Origin of the sequence: Streptomyces sp. NPDC012474 (genome assembly GCF_042955185.1) — a bacterium.
Classification (GTDB): Bacteria; Actinomycetota; Actinomycetes; order Streptomycetales; family Streptomycetaceae; genus Streptomyces; species Streptomyces cahuitamycinicus.
Window position 1 is genome coordinate 198,266 of the sequence record NZ_JBIBEP010000001.1, and the last position, 22,689, is coordinate 220,954.

A 22,689-nucleotide genomic window follows, 5' to 3' on the forward strand; every position below is an offset into this window, starting at 1 on the left:
GGCCCACAGGTCGAAGACGCCGAGGACGCCGTGGTCGCCGGTCACACGCCGGACCCCGCCCCCGAGCCGTACGCGACCGCTGCGCGCTCGGCCGCCGACGTCGTCGACACACGGATGCCGACGGGGGCGTCACCAAGACCGAGTACGACAGCTTCGACCGTCCGCTGAAGGTGTCTGACTCGGTTCCCTCCACGGTCACCTACACCTACGACCACTCCGCCGAGCCCCGCGGTCTGGCCACCGCGATGACCGACTCCGTCGCCGGCACGTTCAGGGCGTCGTACGACGTCGATGGCGACCTGGTGAAGGAGACTCTGCCCGGCGGCTACACGATGACCCAGACCGCTGGCAAGCCCGGTCTTCCGACCCAGCGGCTCTATACCCGCGACTCCGACCAGGCCGTCATCATGTCGGACGCGGCCACCCTTACCGCGCACGGCCAGGGGGGCATCCCATTCCGGCGGCGTCGGCGCCGCCGAGGAGCAGAGTTACCGCTACGACGCCATCGGCCGGCTGACCCACGTGGACGACCGGTACAACGGGGTCTGCACCACACGCGGCTACAAGTTCGACAAGCGCACCAACCGCACCTCACTCGCCACAACGCATGGTGCTCCGGGCGCGGACTGCCCGACGACCGGCGGAACCACCGCCACGTCGGCATTCGACAGCGCCGACCGGATCGTCGACAGCGGATACAGCTACGACGCCTTCGGCCGCACCACCAACATGCCCGGTGGGACGACGCTGGAGTACTACACCACCGACCTCGCCTACCGGCAGACCACCGGTGATACTCGCCAGACCTGGTCGCTGGACGCCGCCGGGCGGTTCCGCAGCACGGTCAGGGAGACCAACGCCTCCGGCACGTGGACCCAGACGGAAGCCAGCGTCAACCACTACGCAGGCTCAACCGACAGCCCGCGCTGGATCTCCGACCGCCTCCGGCTCGGTCTCACGCATGGTCACGAGCCTGACCGACGGCCTGGCCGCCACGACCAACTCCTCGGGCTCGGTGCTGCTTCAACTGAGCAACCTGCACGGAGATGTGAGCCTCATCTTCCCGCTGGACACGGCCGTGGCACCCACGGCCCTCAGCACGGACGAATACGGCAACCATCGCGGCGGCAGCAGCGGCCGCTACGGCTGGCTCGGCTCCTACCAGCGCTCGGCTGAGACGCCCACCAACACCATCCTCATGGGCGTGCGCCTCTACAACCCGTCAACCGGCCGCTTCCTGTCCACGGACCCGGTCTACGGCGGCAACCGCAACGCCTACGAGTACTCCCACGCAGACCCGGTCAACCGCCACGACCTCGACGGCCGCTGGAGCAAGACCAAGACCAGGTACTACAAGTGGGGCAGCCTCTACACCAAGGTTTGGACCACCAAGACCTGGTGGGGGAAAACCAAGTACCACGTCAGAGTCCAAATGCGGTTCAACCGCTCGCACACCGCGAAGCTCGGACGCAGCGCCCACTGGTACTGGGGCCCGTTCTGGGGGGCTGTCGCCCTGCTTGGTCCGTACGGAGCCGCCTTCGCCGTGGTCGGAGCGGCACGCTCCGGCTTCTTCCAGAAAGCCGCAGCCAAGGCCAACAGCAAGAAGCGCTGCATCACACTCGCCTTCAAGGTCACTGCCGTAGGACCGATCTCCTGGGGCGGACACTCCTACTACTCAAGACGCTGTCAGCCAACGCACCTGCACGCTGATCCCGAGGCGTGTCTCACGGCCGGGTCCGTCAAGCGATCACCGCGCTGACGGGCCCGGCCTCATTAGGTGCCGACAGAAGACCCGAGGAAGGCACATCTCCACATGACGCCCAAGGCAGCAACCACACTCACCAGTTCGATACGCCTACGGTCGCGCAGTGTCCGGGGTCAGGGTGAGTAAGGGAAGAAGGAGCGGCGTGTCGGTAGCGCCGTCCACGGATCAGCCCACTCCGGCTTCATATGGGTGAGAGCGACAAAGAAGTCGGCCATGTCCAGGGCCGCGGTGAGCGTGCCGGGCACGATGGCCATGGTCGCCGCGATCCGTACGTGCCTTCGGCCGGCGCCACGCCTGCTGGTGCTGGGGCCCGTGTTTGGTCGTGGGGGCGGCTGAAGCGCCGGGTGGTGGGTGGCGGGCGGTCCAGGGGCTTGGCCGCTGTTCGGTCGGCGACGGCCTGGGCACGATGCCGGCGCCGGGAGCGGCTCAGCCGGTTCTCGGCTGGTGTTCGGGCGGTGGGTGTTGATGCCCGGTCCGGCGGACCCCGCAGCCCTCGGGGTCTCGGGAGTCGGGGCCGACTCCGTTCGGGAAGATCCTGCCCAGGTGATAATCCAACACCCTCCGCACCCCCGCGAGGGACCGGCGTTCGTGTACGACGTCCAGGCCCAGCCCGATGGCTCCCGCCACCAGCAGGTCGGCCTCGTGTGCCCGGTCGATGCCCGGGGCCGTGCTCCCCGCCGCCTCGCCGGCCCCGATGATGCTCGCGACGAGTTGTTCCAGCGGCTGCTCGGCGGCCAGGAAGACCGCCGCCAGCTCGGGATCGGTCAGGCTGCGCGCGTAGTACGCCGTGAACACGCGCAGCGCGAAGGCCCGCTGCTCGTCCAGCGGCAGGAACTCGTCCAGCAGCGCACGCAGCAACTCGCGCGGGTCCGTCATGTCGTACGGGATGCGCGCCCGGGCCAGCCGCTCGTTCTCCTCGTGCAGCAGGCGCAGCGCGTCGACCAGGAGGGCGTGCTTGGAGTCGAAGTGGTACTGCACGACCCGCAGTGACACCCCCGCCTCCGCCGCGATCCTGCGCATGCTCGCCGCGTCCAGGCCCTGCCCGGCCGCGATCCGCCACACCGCCTCGGCGATCCGGCGCCGCTGCCGCGCCCGGACGTCCGTCGGCCGGGACGCCGGGGGCGTGCCCGGTTCGGGCAGCGGCTGCCTGCGCCGGCGATAGGCCCGGCCCTGGCAGCTCCGCGAACAGTAGAGGGGCGGACGGCCTCGGCTCGGACGGGCGAGGGCGGTGCCGCACACCGGGCACGTCCGCATCTTTTCGTCACGCACCTCTGCACTTTAGCGGGTTGAGAAAGTGTGACGTAAGTAGGGGATAGGGCCTGATAGAAGCACAATCTGCCTCCCTCGCTTGATACGTTCGTAACGTCACTCGCTGAGGAAAGGAAGCCATGAAACACGACGTCCTGCAGATTCTCGGCATGCTGCTGCTGGCGGTGTGCGTCCAGGGGCTCGCCCGGCTCCTCATCGACGACAAGCGTGGCCTGCTGGGAGGGCTGCCTGGAGGTTTCGTCCCGCTGCTGCTGACTTACGCGGTCCTCACCGTGGTCGGCGCCTGCCTGGCAGGCTGGGCCCACACGCGCGCGAAAGCCCTGGGCCGCCGCTGAGCGCCTCCGCCGACCGGGCGGATCCGTGCCGCCGTTCGGGGGCGGTTCGCCTTGGGAGCGTCTCGCGAGGCCTGCCGGTCGGAATGTCACATCATCATGCGACTCTGCACGCCCGCTCACCTCTGTCTGGCGGCGGCAGCGGCGGCCGCCGTCCTGCTCCCCGGTGCTCATCCGGCGCACGCGGACGCCCCTGCGCCCGCCTGTGCCGCGCCCGACGACCACACCTTCCCGCTCACCACCCGCATCCACGGGGGGCCGGACACCTACACGGCCGGGGGCGGGTTCGGGACCTGGTACGTCGACCTGACCAACACGACCGACCGGACCTGCACCGGCATCCACCCCGTCGTCGTACTCGTCGACGACAAGCGGGCCCTGGAACCGTCGCAGCCTCGCCTCGAATTCTTCGAGGGCCCGCGGGCCCACCCCGTGCGGTTCGAGAAGACCGGCGAGGACGAACTCGTCGGGGCGTTCACCGGCGAGGAGGACCGGTTCGCCGGGTTCACGGTCGGGCCGGGCAGGACCGTCACCGTGAAGGTGCGGCTCGCGCTCACCTCGGACGCCGTGCCCAACGACGTCACGGCCAACGCCGCGGTGGTGCAGCGGCACGACGACGACGGCGACTGGGTGGGGCAGTCGGACGACTACCGGTTCGGGATCGCCGGCGGTGACGCGGGGACCGGCACCGACACGGACACCGAAACACGGCCCGATCCCGACCACCCCGACTCCGATCCCCACCCCGATCCCGACCCCGACGCCTCCGTCCCGCCCCGCGAGGACCGGTTCCCCTTCGCGGAGGAGCTGGCCCGGACGGGCACCGGCACCCAGGTCGCCGCCGCGGTGGCCGTGCTGCTCACCGGCGGCGGGGTATTGCTCGTCGCACGCCGCCGCCGCTGATCAGGGCGTCCCGCCAGTCGGGACGCCGCACACGGGCCATTCCGCAAGATCCCGCCACTGTCTAGGCTGGGCCGCAGGCTGGACCGCGTACGGCAGGAGATCCCGCACATGGCAGACCGCAAGCCCATCGAGTCGTGGCTCACCGACATGGACGGTGTGCTCATCCACGAGGGCGTACCGATCCCCGGTGCCGACGCCTTCCTGAAGAAGCTCCGCGAGTCCGGGAAGCCCTTCCTGGTCCTCACCAACAACTCGATGTACACCCCGCGCGACCTGCACGCCCGGCTGCGCCGCATGGGCCTGGACGTGCCGATCGAGAGCATCTGGACCTCGGCCCTGGCCACCGCCCAGTTCCTGGACGACCAGCGGCCGGGCGGCTCGGCGTACGCCATCGGAGAGGCCGGCCTGACCACCGCGCTGCACGACATCGGCTACATCCTGACCGACCACGAGCCGGACTACGTCGTCCTCGGCGAGACCCGCACGTACTCCTTCGAGGCCATGACGAAGGCGGTGCGGCTCATCCTCGGCGGCGCCCGGTTCATCTGCACCAACCCGGACGAGACGGGCCCCTCCACCGAGGGCCCGCTGCCCGCGACCGGCGCGGTGGCCGCGCTGATCACCCAGGCGACCGGCAAGAAGCCGTACTTCGCGGGCAAGCCGAACCCGCTGATGATGCGGACCGGGTTGAACGCGATCGGGGCGCACTCCGAGACCAGCGCCATGATCGGCGACCGCATGGACACCGACGTGCTGGCCGGCATGGAAGCCGGGATGCAGACGTTCCTGGTGCTCACCGGCCTGACACGGCCGGAACAGGTCGAGGACTTCCCGTACCGGCCGTCGCAGGTCGTGGACTCGATCGCGGACCTCGTCGACCGGGTCTGAGCCCGGGCGGCGGCCCACGAGGGGCTCAAACCCGTCGTCACCCGTACGGAGCAGCCGCCGCGTCCCTGAGGATGCGGCGGCCCACCGGGCGGGGGAGGCTCCAGGCATCTGGAGGTTCACGATGGGTTCCCTGAGAGTCACTGTCTGTACGAGCGTCCTGGCCGCCGTCGCCCTCGCCCCGGCGGCACACGCGGCGGACGGGGGGAGCGTCTCGGTGACACCGGCGGCCCCCGCCCCCGGCAGCGACGTCACCCTCCGCGTGACCGGCTGCGCGCAGCGAACGGCCGTGGCCGCCTCGGCGGCGTTCGTCGCGGACGCCCGGCTCACCGTCACCGGAGCACGCGAGCTCGCCGGTGAGAGCCGTGTCCGCTCCACGATCAAGGCGGGTTCGTATCCCGTGCGGGTCAGCTGCGGTGCCACGCGGCGGACCGGCACGCTCACCGTCCGGGACGGCGAGGCGGGGCGGCCCGGGGCCGCGCCCGAACCGGTCCTCGTGCCCGGGGCGGGTGGTCAGCCGCCCGCGCCCGGGAAGGGCGGACAGCCGTCCGCGCCCGGTGCCGACGAGGAGGCGTTCCCGTCCCTCCGGCCCGGTGTGCACGCCTCACCCGTCGCCCCCGTCCGGGCGGGCGGTGGCGGTGCCGCCGCTCACCTCGCCGCCGAGGAGCGCGGCGCCGCTCCCGGTACGGCGCAGGGGGTCACCGGGCTGGTGCTCGTGGGCGTGGCCGCGCTGCTCGTGGCGCTGCGCGGTGTCCGCCGGGGCCGCGGACAGGACTGACGATGCGGGATCACGATCAGGTTCAGAGTCGCTTCTCGGGCACCGGCCGCCTGCTGACCGGTATGGCCTGGGTCGTGCTGCTGCTCGGGCTGTGGCTGTGGGGCCGCGAGGTCACCGAGGTGCGGCACGGCATCTCCGCCCCCACCACGGGCGACATGGCGGCGGCCGGACGGCCCCCGGACATCAAGCTGCCGCCCGAGCACCGTCCGCTGGGGGACGCGCTGCCGCAGCGTGTCGACATCCCCGGGCTCGGTGTCCAGGCCCCCGTGGTGGCACGCGGCCTCGACGCCCGAGGGGCGCTCGACCCGCCGCCGTACGACCAGCCGGGCGTGGTCGGCTGGTACGCCGGCGGGGTCGCGCCCGGGGCGCCCGGCACCGCGCTGATGGTCGGTCACGTCGACACCGACTCCCGGCCCGCCGTCTTCTACAAGGTCAGTGCCATGCGGCCCGGCCAGACGATCCGGGTGCTGCGGGCCGACGCCAAGGTCGCCGAGTTCACCGTCGAGTCGGTCCAGGTCCTCACGCGGGACCGCTTCGACGCCCACCAGGCCTACGGGCCCCGCGAGTCGGGGCGGGCCGAACTGCGGCTGGTCACCTGCGGCGGCAGCTTCGACCGTACGACCCGCAGCTACACGGCGAACGTGGTCGTCTCGGCGTATCTGACGGGAACCGGCCTCTGATCCGGCGGGAACCGGCCTCTGCAGGCAGGTCCCGGCGGGTCCGGGGGCGGCCACCCAACCCGGTCGACGGCCCGCTCCCCCTGAAGCCGCCGACCGGGCCGGTCCTCGACCGCGCGCACGGGCCGCGGGAGTAACCCGGCGAGCTGCGCGGGAGGCCACGGGAGCCACGGTGGGTGAATCTCTGGCCGAAGGCCGGGTGCGTGCTGAGAAGACTTTAGAACCAAAGGGCCACCCCGGCCTAGAGGCCGGATAACGCCAAGTCCCGGCACGGTGGCGCTGCGTCATCCGGGCAGGTGGGGTTCGCCTCGTGGGTGTCGCGAGACGTATGTCAGGATTGAGACTTGTGACGCTGCACCCAAGGGGGAGTTGGATGTACGGCAGCAGGGGGGTCGGGGTGTTCGCCGGGAGGCGGATGTCCGCAGTGGTGCTGGGGGCGGCACTGCTGATCACGGGGTGTTCCTCCTCCGACGGAGGAGACGGATCGGACGATCCCGGCGACGCGGGCGCGGGGATCACCCAACAGCCCAAGGAAAAGGCCCCGTTCTGGGTCAATCCGGACGGGACCGCGGCCCAGCAGGTCGCCGACCTGGAGAAGTCGGGCAAGGAGCAGGAAGCCGAACAGATCCGCAAGATCGCCGAGCAGCCGGTCGCCGAGTGGGTCGGCCCGGACGACCCGCAGCAGCAGACCCGCGGCCTCACCGAAGCCGCCGAGAAGGCCGGCCGCACCGCCCTGCTGGTCCTCTACAACATCCCGCACCGCGACTGCGGCCAGTACTCGCAGGGCGGCGCCGCCGACGGCGACGCCTACCGCGACTGGGTCGACGGCGTGGCCTCGGGCATCGGGGACCGGCCCGCCACCATCGTCCTGGAACCGGACGCGCTGCTTCACCTCGTCGACGGCTGCACGCCCCAGCAGTTCCACGAGGAGCGCTACGACCTCCTCAAGGGCGCCGTCACCAAGCTCAAGTCCCTGAAGAACACGAAGGTCTACCTCGACGCGGGCAACGCCGGCTGGCAGAACCCCGACCAGATCTTCGAGCCGCTGAACCGCGCGGGCATCGCTGAGGCCGACGGCTTCTCGGTCAACGTCTCCAACTTCTACTCCACCGAAGACTCCATCGCCTACGGCAAGAAGCTCTCCGCCAAGGTCGGAGGCAAGCACTTCGTCATCGACACCAGCCGCAACGGCAAGGGCCCCTACACCGGCGGCAACCCCGACGAGCGCTGGTGCAACCCGCCGGGCCGCTCCCTGGGCGAGACCCCGACGACGAAGACGGCGGACCCGCTGGTCGACGCGTACCTGTGGGTGAAGCGGCCGGGCGAGTCGGACGGCGAGTGCAAGGGCGGACCCAAGGCGGGCCAGTGGTGGGCGGACTACGCCCTGAAGCTGGCGAAGGCCACCGGCTGACGCACCGCCCAGATGCGAAAGGGGGCGCCCTTCCCGCGGGAGAGCGCCCCTTTCCGGTTGTCTGTCAGGGCACCTTGACCCACTGCGCCTTGCTCGGGGTCCCGTCGGCGTCCGTCACGAAGATCATGTACCAGCCCGCCTGGACCAGGTTCCGGTTCTTCGGCACGGTCACGGTCAGCTTGTCGCCGGACGCCTTGAAGTCCAGGGCGATCGACCGCTGGTCGACGTCGGTGACGTGCGTGGCGGCGCTCGGCCGGATCAGCCGGACGTTCTTGACCTTCGCCGCGTCCGACGAGGTGAACGTCCCCGTCCCGCCGCGTTCGATGGTCTGCGGCCCGCCCGACAGGGACGGCCGGTCGCCGTCACCGTAGAGGTAGGGCGGCGTGTAGATCTCGATGCGCTGCTCGAACTTGCCCGGCTTGGTGTTGGCCTTGTCGGCGTAGAGCGAGTCGGAGCCGAAGAACATCACGCGGCCGTCGGGCAGCAGGATCGACCCGGAGTGGTAGTTGCGGCCCACGAGCGGGTCGGCGACACGCTTGAGCTCGTTCTTCTCCGTGTCGTAGAGCCGCGCCTCGAAGATGTTGGAGTCACCGCGGCCCCGGTAGTCCTCCGAACCGCCGGAGATGAGCACGCTGTCGTCGGGCAGGACCGAGGCGTTCGGGTAGCGGGTGCCCTTGTCCAGGGACGGGCCGTCCACGAACCTCGGGTCCGCCTTCTTCAGGTCGACGATCCGGGTCTTCTCGCTGGACTCCTCGGACTCGCCGACGCCACCGCCACCGACCACCATGTACTTCTCGTCCTGCGCCGGCGGCAGCAGCACCGTGCCCGACGTCTCCATCAGGGTGGGGTCGCTCAGGCCCGGGATCTTCGTGAACTTGTTGGTGTCCACGTCCCACACGCCCGGCTCGCGGCCCACGTCGTCGGGTCCGTAGCCCGCGTTGGACCCCGAGTAGAAGACCTTGCCGTTCTGCATGAGGAACAGCGCCGGGTAGGTCGGGAACTGCCGGACCTTGTCGGTGTAGGTCCACTTCTTGGTCTTCGGGTCGAAGACCTCGTTCTTGCCCGGGACCAGCTGGCCGATGTCGTCGAGGCCGGAGACGCTGAGGATCTTCCCGTCGCTCAGGGTGGTGAGCGTCGGGTACCAGCGGGCCTCCTTCATCGGGTCGACCTTGATGTACTTCTCGGCTACGGGATCGAACTCGAAGGCGTCCCGGATGCCCTGGAAGTCCTTCTTGTCGAGGGCGAGCTTCTGCGCGATGCCGTAGGTGTTCTTGGCGTCGGCGCCCTTCAGGCCGTGCACGCGGTAGTTGTCCTGCGTGCCCGTCTCGTGCTTCTTGCCCCGCTTCTGCGCCTCGACGTAGATCCGGCCGAGGCCGGGGTCGTTGCGCAGGAACTTGCCGGTCGCCTTGTCGAAGACCTTCTTCGCGCGCGGCACGAGCACCGGATCCTTCGAGACGAAGGTCTTGCCGTTCTCCTTGCCCGTGAACTTCGTGCCGGCGGGCAGCGTGATCGGCTTGTCCGGGTTCTCGTTGTGGACGATCATCAGGCCGCCGGCCTTGGTGACGTCACCCTTGAGCTTCTCGTAGCGCTTGGTACCGCCCGCGATCAGCAGGTTGCCGTTGGCGAGCTGGGTGTGGCCGGTGCAGAACAGGTCGGCCGGTGTGGGCACCTTCTTGATGGTGCCCTTGACCGGGTCCCAGATCCGGGTGTCGAACCTCTTCGCGTCGAAGTTGTCCTGGTTGTTGCCCGAGCCCGCGACGAGCAGCACCTTGCCGGTGCGCAGCAGCGCCGCGTGGATGGTGTTCTGCCGGTACTCCTCGGGGAAATCGACGATCTCCCACTTGCCGTTCGCGGCCTTGTACTCCGGCTTGTTGATTGTGTACTGGTGGTATTTCTCGGTGCTGAAGCGGTAGAGCCACGGCCCGTTCATCCCGGCCAGCGCGAGTACCACCGCCGTGCCTATCGCGAGTCGACGGGCCCGGCGGCGGCCTGCACGGTCGTTCATTCCTTACGTCCCCCAAGTCCACCAAGGGCGATCTGCATGGTCTGGTCGGTTCCCCCGACCTCCCCGTGTGCGCCCGGGGTGGCGGCCCACGTGGGCTTCTGCTGCGGGACGTGCCCCGACGGCTGCTGCGGGATGGGCAGCGGCTGCGTCCGGTTCGGCCCCGCAGGGTCCTGCGGCTGTCCCGCGGCATGGGCGGGAGGCTTCTTCGCGTCCTGCCGCAGCTGCCAGCGCCAGGCGAACACCGGCGAGGCGGTGATCAGCAGCGCGAACGTCGCCCAGATGATCATCGCGGGGTGGGAGTGCCCGAAGACGAACCCGGCGGCGATCGAGCCACCGAAGATCGCGACGAAGTACCAGTGGTAGCGGAACGTGCCGAACCAGCGGTCCGGGCTCGCCGAGTCGCCCTTGGGCGTGACCACGAACTTGCTCTTGCGCCGCAGCACGGAATCGATCAGGGCCTTCGCGTACAGCGGCGCCGACAGCGCGGACATCACCATGCCGGCCACACCACCGGAGCCCTCCGGCTCGTGCGGCGAGACGTTGTGCCGGCGGTTCCAGACGTACAGGCCGATCTGCAGCGCGGAGGCGTTGCCGTAGAGCATCAGCCAGACCGCCGGGTCGATGTTCACACCCGAGGCGCCCAGGCCCAGGAACAGGCAGCAGCTCAGCGCCGCCAGGATCCAGTTGAGGGCCGACATCGGGTAGAAGATGATCATCATCGTGTAGTTGAAGAGCTTGCTCGGCGGCAGCGAGTACCAGCCCTTCCAGTACTGCCCGATGATCGTCTCGTACGTCCCTCGCGACCAGCGCATCTGCTGGGTGAAGAAGTCCGTCCAGGCGCTGGGGCCCTCACCGACCGCGAGCACGTCCGGCGTGTACACCGAACGCCACTTCTTCCCCGTCGCCGGGTTCTTGTGGCGGTGCATCTCGAAGCCGGTCGCCATGTCCTCGGTGATCGAGTCGTACAGGCCGCCGATCTGCTTGAGCGCCTTGATGCGCACGGCGTTGGAGGTGCCGACGAACATCGGGGAGCCGTAGCGGTTGCCGGCGCGCTGGATCAGCGCGTGGAAGAGGAACTGCTGCGACTCCGCGGCCTTGGTGATGGGGTTGTCGTAGTTGCCGTAGACCTGCGGGCCGATGACGAAGCCGACGTCCGGGTCGCGGAAGAAGCCGAGCATCCGCTCCAGGTAGTTGGGCAGCGGCACGTGGTCGGTGTCGACCGAGGCGAAGAAGTCGTAGTTGTCGCCGTGCGCTTCCAGCCAGGCGTTGTAGTTGCCGTGCTTGGTCTTGGCGCGGTGCGGGCCCTTGGCCTGGTTCCACTTCGCGACGCCCTTGCGGGAGAAGTGGTGCACGCCGAGGCGCTCGCAGACCGCCTTCACCTCGGGGTCGTCGCCCTCGTCGAGCAGCCAGACGTGCATCAGGCCCCGGTGGCGGATCTTCACGGCCGCCTCCAGGGTCTTCGTCACCATCTCCAGCGGCTCCTTGCCGGGCACGAAGGAAGTGAGGAAGGCCACTCTGGTGCCGGTCTCCGGCACCACCGGGATCGGGTCGCGGGCCACCAGGGTGGCGTGCGCGTTCGACAGCACGTTCATGCAGCGGAAGAACTCGATCAGGCCGATCGAGACGAGCATCACCATGTCGAGCGCGGGCAGCCAGTCGAAGGCCGGGTAGTCGCGCTCGGTCCAGTGCTCGGGCTGGAGCAGCCAGAACAGCAGCACCAGGGACAGCACCGGCGCCGCGGCCAGCATGAGGGCGACGCGGATACGGTGTGGCTCCTGCGAGATGAGCGAGCGGTACTGCACCTTGTACGGCTTGCCCGGATCCGGCTGGGTGAGGGGACCCGCGAGCCGGCTGTAGTGCTCGTAGTCGTACCTCGGCAGGGTCTTCTTGATCCGCCGGAACGTCCCCGTCGTGCTCATCCGGTGTCCGGGCACCCTGAGCTGGGTGGTCTGGGACGGGTCGTGGTCCTGCCGGGCACCCGTCGGCCTCGACGTCATGAGTCATCCCCCCACACGCGGACAGCGCGTGTTTCGTAGCTTCTTACCGTCTGCTCCAGGTCCCCCTCGACCTTCACAGACGTATCAGTGGTGGATCGCAGTCACCACGTCATCCACACCCTATAGACACGGCAACGCGACCTTCCGGTTGCATGATGCCCCCCTCGGCATCGGTTCATGAACGCGGGCCCCTACCCCCGCTCCACCTGCAACCGGCCCTAAAGCCCCCCAACTGCCGCGAACCCGCAGCATCTTGTAAAAGCAGAAGACCAGAGTTCTACGGCGTTCATCATGATCGCAAGATGCGAAACACGGTGGTTACCGGTCAAACGCGTTCATTGTGACGGGTGTGGGGGCCCTGTGGAGCCGTTGTGGACAGGCGGGCGCGGTTGTTGCCGAAGTGTTCTCTTACGCCTCGCGCAGCAGCACGTTCTCCAGCCTCCGGTAGAGGGGGCGTGGAAGGCCCGGCCGGTCTCGGCGAGGCCGGCCCCCTGAGCGGCCTGCCCTTCCGTACGGTCGACGAGCGTGTTCAGTTCAACGAGGTCCGCTTCCGGCATCCGGCCGGCTCCCTCTGCTCGGGTTCGGTCGGCAGCGGGACCCCGGAGGCCGGCCGGCGGCCGATGGCGAGCCTCTTGATCCGCTCCCGCAGGTCGCGCGCTGCCATGGCGAGAGGGTATCCGGCCAGAAGGCGGCAGGCTGGGGGCAGGCCCAGCGGGCGGCAGGCTGTGCGCAGGCACGCAAAAGGCCCCTCGCTTCCGCGAAGGGCCTTCCGGTCGGTGCGCCGCCAGGGACTCGAACCCCGGACCCGCTGATTAAGAGTCAGCTGCTCTAACCAACTGAGCTAGCGGCGCCTGCTGACGTCGTAACTCTACAGGACGTGCGGAAGTGCTCCGGACCACCCGGCCCGGGGCGGGGAGGGGGCCGGTCAGGCGCCCGCGTACATCATTCGGACCGTCAGCATGCGCGTGCCGAAGACAGTTGCGAAACTGACGACGCGCGCCCTCTGGTGCACGGGCGCCGCACTTTCCGGCGCAAGTGTGAGGGGAATCGCATGGAGTCTCCGGTATTCGAGGAAATCGACCCCGCGAGCGACTGCGACTGCCCCGGATGCGTCCACTGGCGTCGCGCCCTGCCGCATTCCTGGTCCGGCCGGACCAGCGCCCACCCGGCCGCCCACCGGGCCCTCGCCCTGGCGGCCGTGGCCTCCGCCGCACTCGGCGCCGGTCACGCCGTACCGGCCGCGGCCGCCCCGCACGCACCCCACCGGCCGGGCGTCTCCGCAGGTGACGAGCCCGACACCCCCCAGGGTGGCTCGGCCCCGCTGCACGGCCCCGGCGGCCGTCCGGCGAAGCCGTCCGTCGCCCCCAAGCCCACCGCCATCACCCGCACGGAGATCATCAACCGGGCCAGGACCTGGGTCACCGCGAAGGTGCCGTACAGCATGAACGCCTACTGGTCCGACGGTTACCGGCAGGACTGCTCCGGCTATGTCTCGATGGCCTGGCAGCTCCCCGGAAACGAATGGACGGGCAGTCTCGCCCAGTACGGGGAGCGGATTTCCAAGGAAGAACTCCAGCCGGGCGACATTCTGCTGTTCCACAATGCGTCCGACCCCGCGAATGGCTCGCACGTCACCATTTTCGGCGGCTGGACGGACGCCTCGCTCACCCACTACACCGCCTACGAGCAGACCCGCCCGCACACCCGCCGCCAGTCCACCCCGTACGCCTACTGGAACGACTCCGACCGGTACGTGCCCTACCGCTACAAGGGCGTCACCCCGGCGGAGTCGGTCCCCGGGAAGGACGGCGGCCAGCCGGGCGCCCCGGCCGTCACGCCGTATCCGGGAGCGGCTTATTTCGGCCCCGGCGCGAACAACAAGTACGTCACGCTGCTCGGCCGGATGCTCGTCACGCGCGGGGCCGGCGGCTCGTACGCGTCGGGCCCGGGGCCGCGCTGGACCGACGCCGACCGCCGGGCGACCCGGGCCTTCCAGCAGACGCAGGGCTGGACGGGCGCGGACGCCGACGGGCTGCCCGGCCCGCGCACCTGGGAGCTGCTGGTCACCGGCGAGGGCAAGGACGTGAAGGGCGGGGCGGTCGGCCCGCCGCCCGCCTCGCACGGCGTCCCCGGCTACCCGGGTCGGGCGCTGTTCCGCCCGGGCGCGAACAACGCCTACGTCACCCAGCTGGGCAGGCAGCTCGTGCGCAAGGGGTTCGGCAGGTTCTACCGGGTCGGGCCGGGACCGCGCTGGACCGAGGCGGACCGGCGTGCCGTCGAGGCCTTCCAGCGCACCCAGGGCTGGCGGGGCGGCGCGGCGGACGGCTACCCGGGGCCGGAGACCTGGCGGCGCCTCTTCTCGTAGGCCTCGGTCCGCCCTCGGCCTGTCCGGGCGGTCCCTCATCCGACCACTGTTGTGACGCATCTGGCGCGGAGGCTGGAGGCACGCATGAGTACGACCACTTCCCACACGTCCGAGCCCGACGGACCGGCCGACGGACTTGCCGACGGACCGGCCGGCAAACCTGCCGACGGACCGGTCCGGCCCGCCCGGCTGATCCAGAACGAGGCCACCACCGAGATCCCCGTCCACCTGCTGTTCCGCGACGACCCCGCCCCGGCGACGGTGCCGCTGAAACCGGCGGTCGTCGGCCGCAGGCAGGGCACGGGGGAGCAGCCGCGCCTGAGGCGCCCGGCCATCGCCCCGAAACGCCCGGTGCCGCAGGTCGATCCCGACCTGGTGGAGCGGTCCGCGCGGGTGCTGCCCGGCGCGGCCGGTGTACTGGCCGGGGCCTGCGGTGCGGCGGGCTGTGTGGCCACCTCCTGGTGGGCCGGGGTGCTGCCGCCGCTCGCGGTGGAGGCACTGCGGCTGCCCGTGATCGCCGGGGCCGGGCTCGGCCCCGCGCAGTGGGCGGCGTACGCGGGGGCCGGGGCGCTCGGGCTGTTCGGGCTCGGCGGGCTGGCCCGGGGCCGTACCGGGCGGGCCTGGGTGCTGGACCTGTTCGGCCGCTACCGGGGGACCGTCCGGCGCTCCGGGCTGCTGTGGGTCAACCCGCTGCTGCTGCGCCGCCGGGTGGACGTACGGCTGCGGCACTGGCGCAGCGAACCCGTTCCCGCGGCCGACGCGGGCGGGGTCGCGCTGCGGGTGGTCGTCCTGGTGGTGTGGCGGGTGCGGGACACCGCCCGGGCCACGCTCGGCGTCGACGACCACGAGGCGTATCTGCGCGAGTGCGTCGAGGCGGCTCTGGCCCGGGTGCCGGTGGAGATGCCGGGCGGGCCGAGGGGGGCCGGGGACGCGGTGGCCGAGACGCTGAGCCGGCTGGTGGCGACGGACGCGGCCCCCGTCGGTCTGGAGGTGTTCTCCGTGCAGCCGGTCCGTGTGGAGTACGCCCCCGAGGTCGCCGCCGCGATGCACCGCCGCCGGATCGCCGCGCTGGACGCCCAGCACCGGGCGAGCGTGCTCACCTCGGTCGTGGACTCGGTGGAGGACACGGTGACCCGGCTGACCGTGCGGGGGCTGGTCGACCTCGACGACTACGAGCGGAAGGCGCTGGTGAAGGACCTGACGGTGGCGTTCTGCGCCGGCCGGGGGGAAACACCTCCGTGATTGGTATGGACATGTTCAACCAGCCGCCATAATCTCGAACTTGGTCTAGACCTACATGCACGGCTCACTGAACCTCCCCCACGTTCTCCAGGAGCGGCAGCATGCGCACAAGGACCAAGTTGTCCGCAGCCGCGGTGGGACTGGCCACGACCGGAGCCCTCGTACTCTCCTCCGGCGGCGCCAGCGGCCACGGCTACACCGACCTCCCCATCAGCCGGCAGAAGCTCTGCCAGAACGGCACCGTGACCAACTGCGGCTCGATCCAGTGGGAGCCGCAGAGTGTCGAGGGCCCGAAGGGCTTCCCGGCCTCCGGCCCGGCCGACGGGCAGATATGCAACGCCGGCCTCGGCCACTTCGGCCAACTCAGCGCACCGCGCACACCGTCCGGCGGAGCCTGGCCCGCCACCAGGGTGACGGGCGGCCAGAACTACACGTTCCGCTGGCAGTTCACCGCGATGCACGCCACGACCGACTTCAAGTACTACATCACCAGGCCGGGCTGGAACCAGAACCACAACCTGGCCCGGTCCGACCTCAACCTCACCCCGTTCTTCACGGTGCCGTACAACGGGCAGCGACCACCGTCCACGCTCTCCCACAGCGGCAGGCTGCCGTCGGGGCTGAGCGGCCGGCACGTCATCGTGGCCGTGTGGACGATCGCCGACACGGCCAACGCGTTCTACGCCTGCTCGGACGTCGCCTTCTGAACCTCAGGACCCTTGGGGTTTCCTGGGTCTCGCCCCGTTCTTCCCCCTGACGCCCGGCCTACGACGAAGAGGGGCCCCTCGCTCCCACGAGAGGCCCCTCATCCGTGCGCCGCCAGGGACTCGAACCCCGGACCCGCTGATTAAGAGTCAGCTGCTCTAACCAACTGAGCTAGCGGCGCATGACTCTCGCCTGCCGCCGGAAGTGTGTTCCGCGGCGGGCGACGGAGAAAATACTACCCAATGTCGGGGGGTGCTCCGGACCACCCGCGCCGGGTGCCCGGACGACCGCCCACGCCGGGTGGTCCGGGCACCCGCGACCGGTCTAGATCGCCATGGAGAGCAGCACCGGTGCCGCGTTGCGGTTGAGGGCGTCCGCGGCCTGGCGCAGGCGGTGGGCGTGCTCGACCGGGAGGGACAGGGCCAGGCAGCCGACGGAGGAGCCGGCCGTGATCGGGACGGCCGCGCAGACCGTGCCGACCGCGTACTCCTGCAGGTCCAGGACGGGCGCGGTCGGCGGCTGGGCCTCCAGGCGGGAGAGCAGGAGCCGGTCACTGGTGATGGTGCGCGAGGTGAGGCGGGCCATCTTGTGCCGGGCGAGGTGGTCGCGGCGGCCGGCGTGGTCGAGCTGGGTGAGCAGGCTCTTGCCGATGGCGGTGGCGTGGGCCGAGGAGCGGAAGTCGACCCACTCGTTGACCGCGGGCGCGGCCGGGCTGTCGGCGTACTGGGTGATGCTGATCTCGCCGTCGACGTACCGGCTCATGTAGACGGCGGCGCCGACCGAGTCGCGCAGCCGGTCGAGGGTGCGCTGGAGCTTGTCGCGCAGGGTCTGCTCGCGGTGCTGGGCGGAGCCGAGTCGGGACAGGGTCTCGCCCGTGACGTACGCCCCGTCGGCGATCTGCTCGACGTACCCCTCGCGGCGCAGCATGCGCAGGAGCGCGGTCAGTCGCTCCGGGGCGATGCCGGTGTGGCGGGCTATCTCGGCGTCGGTGACACCGCTGGAACCGCGCGCCACCGTCTCCAGGACGCGCAGGGCTTCCTGGGCCGAGTGGTACGGGGTGGTCGGCTCGTGCTTCAGCGCCACGGTGGTCTCCCCCTGCGCTTGCTGTTGGGCCGTGATCCGGTCAGTGAACCTCTTCCAGGTTAACCGGCAATGGGCCTGCGGGGAGCGGGGGTTGACAAGATTCCCGGGGCCCCGGACTGGGGCAATGACACTCTGGCATATGCCAGAAGCACGCCCCAGCCGGGCACCGGCCGAGGGGCCGGGCGTTCCGCCTGTTCACCGGTCGCAGTCAGAGCACTGCGCTGAGGAACTCCCGTGTCCGGTCGAGCTCCGGGTCGCTGAAGATCTTCTCCGGCGGGCCCGACTCGATGATCCGGCCCGAGTCGAACATCAGCACCTGGTCGGAGATGTCCCGGGCGAAGTTCATCTCGTGGGTCACGCAGAGCATCGTGATGTCCGTGGAGCGGGCGATGTCCCTGAGGACGTCGAGCACGCCCGCGACCAGCTCCGGGTCGAGCGCGGACGTCACCTCGTCCAGGAGCAGCACCTGCGGCCGCATGGCCAGGGCCCGGGCGATCGCCACCCGCTGCTGCTGGCCGCCGGAGAGCTGGGCCGGGTGCGCGTCGCACTTGTCGGCCAGACCCACCAGGTCCAGCAGGCCCTTGGCCCGTTCCACCGCCTCGTCCTTCGACATGCCGAGGACGGTGACCGGCGCCTCGGTGATGTTCCGCAGCACCGTCATGTTCGGGAACAGGTTGAACTGCTGGAAGACCATCCCGATCTTCTTGCGGACCTCGCGGACCTGCTTGTCGGAGGCCGGGAACAGCTGCTGTCCGTCGACCGTGATCGTGCCCTCGTCGGGCTTGAGCAGGGTCATCAGCAGCCGCAGGATCGTGGTCTTTCCGGAACCGGAGGGACCGATCAGGGTGACGTGCTTCCCGGCGTCCACCGTGAAGTCCAGGTGGTCGAGGACCGTGTTATGGCCGAACCGCTTGGTGACCTGGTCCAGCCGGATCAGCTCGCCGGCGCTCTGGGCGGGGTTCTTCTCGGGGTTGGGGAGAGTGTCAGTGGGCAAGGCGTCGCTCCAGGGCTCGCAGGGCAAGGGAGGCCAGGTAGGAAATGACGATGAAGGCCACGCCGATCACCGTCAGCGGCTCGGTGAACTGGAACTGCTCACGGGCGAAGAGTTGCGCCTCGCCCAGCATCTCCAGCACGGTGATCGCCATCAGGATCGGAGTGTCCTTCAGCATGGCGATGACGTAGTTGCCGAGCGCCGGGACGACACGGCGGATCGCCTGCGGAAGGATCACCGCGGACCACGTCCGGCGCAGGGGCAGGTTCAGCGCCGTGGCGGCCTCCCACTGGCCCACCGGCACAGCCTCGATGCCGGCCCGGTACACCTGCATCGTGTAGGTCGAGTAGTGCAGGCCGATACCCACGACACCGGTGGTCAGGGCGGAGAAGGTCAGGCCCCACTCGGGCATCACGTAGAACAGGAAGAAGAGCTGCACCAGCAGCGGTGTGTTCCGGATGAACTCGGTGATCGCGCCGACCGGCCAGGTGACCCAGCGCGCGGGCACCCGCATGAGCAGCGCCCACACCAGGCCGAGCACGAAGGAGATCACCGACCCGATGACCAGGATCTGCAGGGTGACCAGCAGGCCGTCCCAGAAGTGCGGCATGAAGTCCGCAACCGCGTTCCAGTCCCACTTCACGAGACACCTCCCACACCGGTGGCCTCAGGCTGCCGCGTGGCTTCGACACCGGCCCGAGGCTCCTTCCCCACGCCTGCCTTCAGCTTCTTCTCCAGGCCCCGCATCAGCCGGGTGAGCAGGAAGGCGATGACGAAGTAGATCAACAGGATGTACGTGTAGATCTCCGCGCTCTCCTGGAGCGCCAGGCGCACCAGGTTGCCGCTGAACGCCAGGTCGCCCATGCCCATGAGGGACACCAGCGCGGTGCCCTTGAGCAGTTCGACCAGCAGGTTGGAGAACGGTGGGATCATCTCGGGCACCGCCTGCGGCAGAAGGACCAGCCGTATCCGCTGCCAGGGGGTGAAGCTGAGGGCGATGGCACCCTCCCGCTGGGCCGGATCGACGGCGGCGATCGCGCCGCGCACGATCTCCGATCCGTACGCCCCGTACGTGAGCCCGAGCGCGAGCGTCCCGGCCCACATGGGCACGAGCTGCCAGCCGAAGCTCAGCGGCAGGACGAAGTAGATCCAGAAGATCATGATCAGCGCGGAGGTCCCGCGGAACACCGTGGTGTACAGGCCCGCGAGGAACCTGACCGTCCGCGACCGGTGCGTGCGGGCGATACCGACGACGAACGAGACCGCCGCGCCCAGCAGGGCACTGAGGACGAGGAGTTGGACCGTCGTCCAGATGCCTCTGACGACGAGTTCCCAGAGTCCGGATGTCATCCGCCGCAGAGCTCCTTCGCGGTCATGTCCGTCATCTCGTTCTCGGTGAACCCGAACGGCTTGAGAATCCGGAGCAGTTCGCCGCTGTCCTTGAGCTTGTGCAGCTCGCGGTTGAAGGCGTCCCGCAGGTTGGTCTCGCTCGGTCGGAACGCGAAGCCGCCGCCGTCGACGTGCGGTTCACCCTGGACGATCGGCTTGAACGGCTCGGTCACCTCCGCCTTGGCGGACTTCTTGACCACTTCCCGGGTGGTCAGCGCCGTACCGGCGAAGACATCGACGCGCCCGGTCTCGACCGCGTTGAGGCCGGCCACCTGGTCCGGAACGATGAGGATGTCTCCCCGCTTGTAACCGGCCTCCACGGCGTAACCGATCTCCGCGTAGCCGGCTCCGGTGGCGAACTTCGCCTTCTTCTCGACGACGTCCTTGTAGTCGCTCAGGCCCAGGGGGTTTCCCTTGCGCACGATGAACGAGTCGAGCATCTGGTAGTCGGGGTCGGAGAAGATGACCTGCTCGCAGCGTTCCGGGTTGATGTACATGCCGGCGGCCACGATGTCGAACTGCTGCGAGTTCAGGCCGGGGATGAGGGAGCCGAACTCGGTGGGGACCGCCTGCACCCGGTCGACCCCGAGCCGCTTGAAGATGACCTTCGCCAGCTCCGGCGCCTCGCCGGTCAGTTCGCCGTTCTTGTCGATGTACCCGAAGGGGATCTCCCCGGCGATGCCGAGCCGCGCCACGCCCTGAGCGCGGAGCCGCTCCAGGAGCTCACCCCCCTCCGTGTCGGAGGCGGTGGCCACGCGCGAGCATCCGGACGCCCCCAGCGCGCCGAGCGCCGCGACCCCCGCGAGCAGCGACCGGCGGGTGGGCCCTGATGTGCGGTCACGCCTGACTATGGGCGGAATTCTGTCTGGTGGTGAGGCCATGGGCGCGCGGCTACCCGAAGCATTTCGAGTTATGCCGATCTTTTTAGGACCGATACGCGCCGATGCGCCCTTGACCATGGCGGCCGTGGGCACTCCCATGGAGGGCATGGCTGATCGCTACATCGAAGTCTCGCTGGTCAAGCGCGACGTGACCTGCACGGCCAGGCTGCTGGACGACCGCGCGCCGATCACCTGCGCGGCCGTCTGGGATTCCCTTCCGCTGGCCGGTGACGTCTACCACGCGAAGTACGCACGCAACGAGATCTACGCCCTCTTCCCGCCTTTCGCCCAAGCCGAACCACCCCTGGAAAACCCGACCATCACTCCGATTCCCGGCGACCTGTGCTATTTCACCTTCGCGGGAGCGGAGTTGGGCACCAAGGCGTACGGCTACGACCGCGAGGTCCGCGCCGGGACCACGCTCGTCGACCTGGCCCTGTTCTACGAACGCAACAACCTGCTGCTGAACGGCGACGTCGGCTGGGTCCCCGGCATCGTCTGGGGCCAGGTCGTCGACGGCCTGGAGACCATGGCCGAGGCGTGCAACGACCTGTGGAGGTCGGGAGCGGCGGGGGAGTCGCTCAGCTTCCGGAGGGCGTAGGCCGGCCGGCGGACCCCGCCCCCGCCTCGTACAGCGCGTGGGCCGCCCGCAGCACCAGATCGTCCCGGTGCCGGGCGGCCACGAGCTGCAGACCGATCGGCAGGCCGTCCGCGTCGGCGCCGACCGGCACGCTCGCCGCGGGCTGCTGCGTCATGTTGAACGGGTAGGTGAACGGGGTCCAGCCCGTCCAGCGCCGGTGGCCGGATCCTTTCGGTACCTCGGCGCCCGCCTCGAACGCCGTGAGCGGCAGGGTCGGCGTGACGAGCAGGTCGTAGGTGTCGTGGAAGCGGCCCATCCGGCGGCCCAGGTCCATCCGGACGTCCACCGCGGCCAGATAGTCCAGCGCCGAGTAGCGGGCGCCTCGTGCGCAGATCTCGCGCAGGCCGGGGTCCAACAGCTCCCGCTGCTTCGGTCCGAGATGCTGGGTCACCCGGGCCGCCCCGCTGAACCACAGGGTGTGGAAGGCCTCCACCGGGTCCGTCAGGTCCGGGTCGGTCTCCGTGACGTACGCGCCGAGCTCCGCCAGCCGCTCCACCGCCCGCCGCACCGCCCTCGCGACCGCCGGCCGCACCGCCACCTGCCCGCCCAGCGAGGGCGAGTACGCCACCCGCAGCCCGCGCACCCCGCCCGCCAGACCGTCCGTGTACGGACCGGCCGGGGCCGCGAGCGCCGACCAGTCGCGCGAGTCCGGGTGGCCGATGACGTCCATCAGCAGCGCCGCGTCCGCCGCGTCCCGGGTCATCGGACCCACGTGCGCCAGCGTGCCGAACGCGCTCGCCGGGTAGAGCGGCACCCGCCCGTAGGTCGGCTTCAGCGCGAAGATCCCGCAGAACGACGCCGGGATGCGGACGCTGCCGCCGCCGTCCGTGCCCAGCGACAGCGGTCCGGCGCCGAGCGCCACGGCAGCCGCGCTGCCGCCGCTGGAGCCGCCCGCCGTGCGCGAGGGGTCCCACGGGTTGCGCGTCACACCGCTGAGCGGCGAGTCCGTGACGCCCTTCCAGCCGTACTCGGGGGTCGTCGTCTTGCCCAGGAAGACCGCCCCGTGTTCCCGCAGCCGGGCCACGGACGGCGCGTCCTCGTCCCAGCGCCCGGCCGCCGGGTCCACGGACTTCGAGCCGCGCAGGGTCGGCGCCCCGCGCTGCAGCAGGATGTCCTTGACGGTGACCGGCACCCCGTCGAGCAGCCCGCGTGGCTCACCGCGCCGCCAGCGCTCCTCCGACTCCCGGGCCCGCTCCAGCGCGTCCTCGGCGGTCAGCCGGACGAAGGCGTTCACCTCCGGCTGGATCGCCTCGGCCCGCTCCAGCGCCGCCCGGGTCGCCTCCACGGGACTCCACTCGCCCTTGCGGTACCCGTCGAGGAGCCGTACGGCGGTCAGCTCGGTGAGCTCGGTCATCCACCCTCCAGGGAACG

The 22,689-nt window shown here is 70.2% G+C and carries 22 protein-coding genes and 2 tRNA genes; 11 read left to right on the top strand and 13 right to left on the bottom strand.

The features are described from left to right. The first annotated feature begins 961 nt into the window (after positions 1-961). On the top strand, positions 962-1,759 hold the full coding sequence (locus ACFY9S_RS00845; RefSeq protein ID WP_391120990.1) for an RHS repeat-associated core domain-containing protein: 798 nt from the start codon (positions 962-964) through the stop codon (positions 1,757-1,759). A 119-nt stretch (positions 1,760-1,878) separates the two neighbouring features. On the opposite strand, the gene ACFY9S_RS00850 is transcribed toward ACFY9S_RS00845, so the two are convergent. Both ACFY9S_RS00850 and ACFY9S_RS00855 read right to left on the bottom strand, forming a co-directional pair. Next, the gene (locus ACFY9S_RS00850) at positions 1,879-2,019 is read right to left on the bottom strand and encodes a hypothetical protein (RefSeq protein WP_391120993.1); all 141 of its coding nucleotides are present in this window, start codon (positions 2,017-2,019) and stop codon (positions 1,879-1,881) included. Between the two features lie 172 nt (positions 2,020-2,191). Beyond that, complete coding sequence (locus ACFY9S_RS00855) at positions 2,192-3,034, bottom strand: TetR family transcriptional regulator C-terminal domain-containing protein (protein ID WP_391120996.1); 843 nt, start codon at positions 3,032-3,034, stop codon at positions 2,192-2,194. 119 nt (positions 3,035-3,153) lie between these two features. Here ACFY9S_RS00855 and ACFY9S_RS00860 point away from each other — a divergent pair, with 119 nt between their 5' ends. The 6 genes from ACFY9S_RS00860 to ACFY9S_RS00885 all read left to right on the top strand — a co-directional run bounded on the left by ACFY9S_RS00860 (position 3,154) and on the right by ACFY9S_RS00885 (position 8,020). After that, positions 3,154-3,369: a hypothetical protein gene (locus tag ACFY9S_RS00860; protein ID WP_391120998.1), complete on the top strand. Its 216-nt coding sequence runs from the start codon at positions 3,154-3,156 to the stop codon at positions 3,367-3,369. Positions 3,370-3,465: 96 nt separating this feature from the next. Beyond that, entirely contained in the window at positions 3,466-4,269 is an 804-nt protein-coding gene (locus ACFY9S_RS00865) for an LPXTG cell wall anchor domain-containing protein (RefSeq protein ID WP_391121001.1), read from the top strand. A gap of 108 nt (positions 4,270-4,377) precedes the next feature. Then, complete coding sequence (locus tag ACFY9S_RS00870; protein WP_391121004.1) at positions 4,378-5,157, top strand: HAD-IIA family hydrolase; 780 nt, start codon at positions 4,378-4,380, stop codon at positions 5,155-5,157. A gap of 121 nt (positions 5,158-5,278) precedes the next feature. After that, positions 5,279-5,932: a hypothetical protein gene (locus tag ACFY9S_RS00875; RefSeq protein ID WP_391121007.1), complete on the top strand. Its 654-nt coding sequence runs from the start codon at positions 5,279-5,281 to the stop codon at positions 5,930-5,932. 2 nt (positions 5,933-5,934) lie between these two features. Continuing rightward, positions 5,935-6,612, top strand: a complete 678-nt coding sequence (locus ACFY9S_RS00880) for a class F sortase (protein ID WP_391121010.1) — start codon at positions 5,935-5,937, stop codon at positions 6,610-6,612. Positions 6,613-6,982: 370 nt separating this feature from the next. After that, a complete protein-coding gene (locus ACFY9S_RS00885; RefSeq protein WP_391121013.1) occupies positions 6,983-8,020 on the top strand; it encodes a glycoside hydrolase family 6 protein in 1,038 nt (345 codons plus the stop codon). A 64-nt stretch (positions 8,021-8,084) separates the two neighbouring features. Here the strand turns inward: ACFY9S_RS00885 and ACFY9S_RS00890 are convergent, their stop codons facing one another. The 4 genes from ACFY9S_RS00890 to ACFY9S_RS00905 all read right to left on the bottom strand — a co-directional run bounded on the left by ACFY9S_RS00890 (position 8,085) and on the right by ACFY9S_RS00905 (position 12,873). Further along, the gene (locus ACFY9S_RS00890) at positions 8,085-10,025 is read right to left on the bottom strand and encodes a galactose oxidase-like domain-containing protein (RefSeq protein WP_391121016.1); all 1,941 of its coding nucleotides are present in this window, start codon (positions 10,023-10,025) and stop codon (positions 8,085-8,087) included. After that, positions 10,022-12,022, bottom strand: coding sequence for a glycosyltransferase family 2 protein (locus ACFY9S_RS00895; protein WP_391121019.1), 2,001 nt, complete (start codon positions 12,020-12,022; stop codon positions 10,022-10,024). Before ACFY9S_RS00895 ends, ACFY9S_RS00890 begins: the two co-directional genes overlap by 4 nt. A 529-nt stretch (positions 12,023-12,551) precedes the next feature. After that, positions 12,552-12,686 (bottom strand): hypothetical protein, encoded by a 135-nt coding sequence (locus tag ACFY9S_RS00900; RefSeq protein ID WP_391121022.1) that lies wholly within the window; start codon positions 12,684-12,686, stop codon positions 12,552-12,554. 113 nt (positions 12,687-12,799) lie between these two features. Beyond that, positions 12,800-12,873: transfer RNA gene (locus tag ACFY9S_RS00905), tRNA-Lys, on the bottom strand. Between the two features lie 200 nt (positions 12,874-13,073). Here ACFY9S_RS00905 and ACFY9S_RS00910 point away from each other — a divergent pair. The 3 genes from ACFY9S_RS00910 to ACFY9S_RS00920 all read left to right on the top strand — a co-directional run bounded on the left by ACFY9S_RS00910 (position 13,074) and on the right by ACFY9S_RS00920 (position 16,336). Further along, positions 13,074-14,387, top strand: a complete 1,314-nt coding sequence (locus ACFY9S_RS00910) for a peptidoglycan-binding protein (RefSeq protein WP_391121025.1) — start codon at positions 13,074-13,076, stop codon at positions 14,385-14,387. 84 nt (positions 14,388-14,471) lie between these two features. Then, complete coding sequence (locus ACFY9S_RS00915) at positions 14,472-15,629, top strand: SPFH domain-containing protein (protein ID WP_391121028.1); 1,158 nt, start codon at positions 14,472-14,474, stop codon at positions 15,627-15,629. 101 nt (positions 15,630-15,730) lie between these two features. Next, on the top strand, positions 15,731-16,336 hold the full coding sequence (locus ACFY9S_RS00920; protein ID WP_391121032.1) for a lytic polysaccharide monooxygenase: 606 nt from the start codon (positions 15,731-15,733) through the stop codon (positions 16,334-16,336). A gap of 105 nt (positions 16,337-16,441) precedes the next feature. Here the strand turns inward: ACFY9S_RS00920 and ACFY9S_RS00925 are convergent. From ACFY9S_RS00925 to ehuB, 6 genes are all read right to left on the bottom strand, one after another. Beyond that, positions 16,442-16,515: transfer RNA gene (locus ACFY9S_RS00925), tRNA-Lys, on the bottom strand. A gap of 143 nt (positions 16,516-16,658) precedes the next feature. After that, entirely contained in the window at positions 16,659-17,417 is a 759-nt protein-coding gene (locus tag ACFY9S_RS00930; RefSeq protein ID WP_391121036.1) for an IclR family transcriptional regulator C-terminal domain-containing protein, read from the bottom strand. A 208-nt stretch (positions 17,418-17,625) separates the two neighbouring features. Next, positions 17,626-18,411, bottom strand: coding sequence for an ectoine/hydroxyectoine ABC transporter ATP-binding protein EhuA (ehuA, locus tag ACFY9S_RS00935; RefSeq protein ID WP_391121039.1), 786 nt, complete (start codon positions 18,409-18,411; stop codon positions 17,626-17,628). Continuing rightward, positions 18,401-19,051: an ectoine/hydroxyectoine ABC transporter permease subunit EhuD gene (ehuD, locus tag ACFY9S_RS00940; protein WP_391121042.1), complete on the bottom strand. Its 651-nt coding sequence runs from the start codon at positions 19,049-19,051 to the stop codon at positions 18,401-18,403. Before ehuD ends, ehuA begins: the two co-directional genes overlap by 11 nt. Further along, a complete protein-coding gene (gene ehuC / locus ACFY9S_RS00945) occupies positions 19,048-19,758 on the bottom strand; it encodes an ectoine/hydroxyectoine ABC transporter permease subunit EhuC (protein WP_062927051.1) in 711 nt (236 codons plus the stop codon). Before ehuC ends, ehuD begins: the two co-directional genes overlap by 4 nt. Further along, a complete protein-coding gene (ehuB, locus tag ACFY9S_RS00950; protein WP_391121046.1) occupies positions 19,755-20,678 on the bottom strand; it encodes an ectoine/hydroxyectoine ABC transporter substrate-binding protein EhuB in 924 nt (307 codons plus the stop codon). The genes ehuC and ehuB overlap by 4 nt, the downstream gene beginning before the upstream one ends. Before the next feature lie 106 nt (positions 20,679-20,784). Here ehuB and ACFY9S_RS00955 point away from each other — a divergent pair, with 106 nt between their 5' ends. Continuing rightward, positions 20,785-21,279, top strand: a complete 495-nt coding sequence (locus ACFY9S_RS00955; RefSeq protein ID WP_180989809.1) for a DUF3830 family protein — start codon at positions 20,785-20,787, stop codon at positions 21,277-21,279. Here the strand turns inward: ACFY9S_RS00955 and ACFY9S_RS00960 are convergent. Continuing rightward, positions 21,260-22,672, bottom strand: a complete 1,413-nt coding sequence (locus tag ACFY9S_RS00960) for an amidase (RefSeq protein WP_391121049.1) — start codon at positions 22,670-22,672, stop codon at positions 21,260-21,262. The two genes, ACFY9S_RS00955 and ACFY9S_RS00960, sit on opposite strands and share 20 nt — an antisense overlap. Positions 22,673-22,689 lie beyond the last annotated feature (17 nt).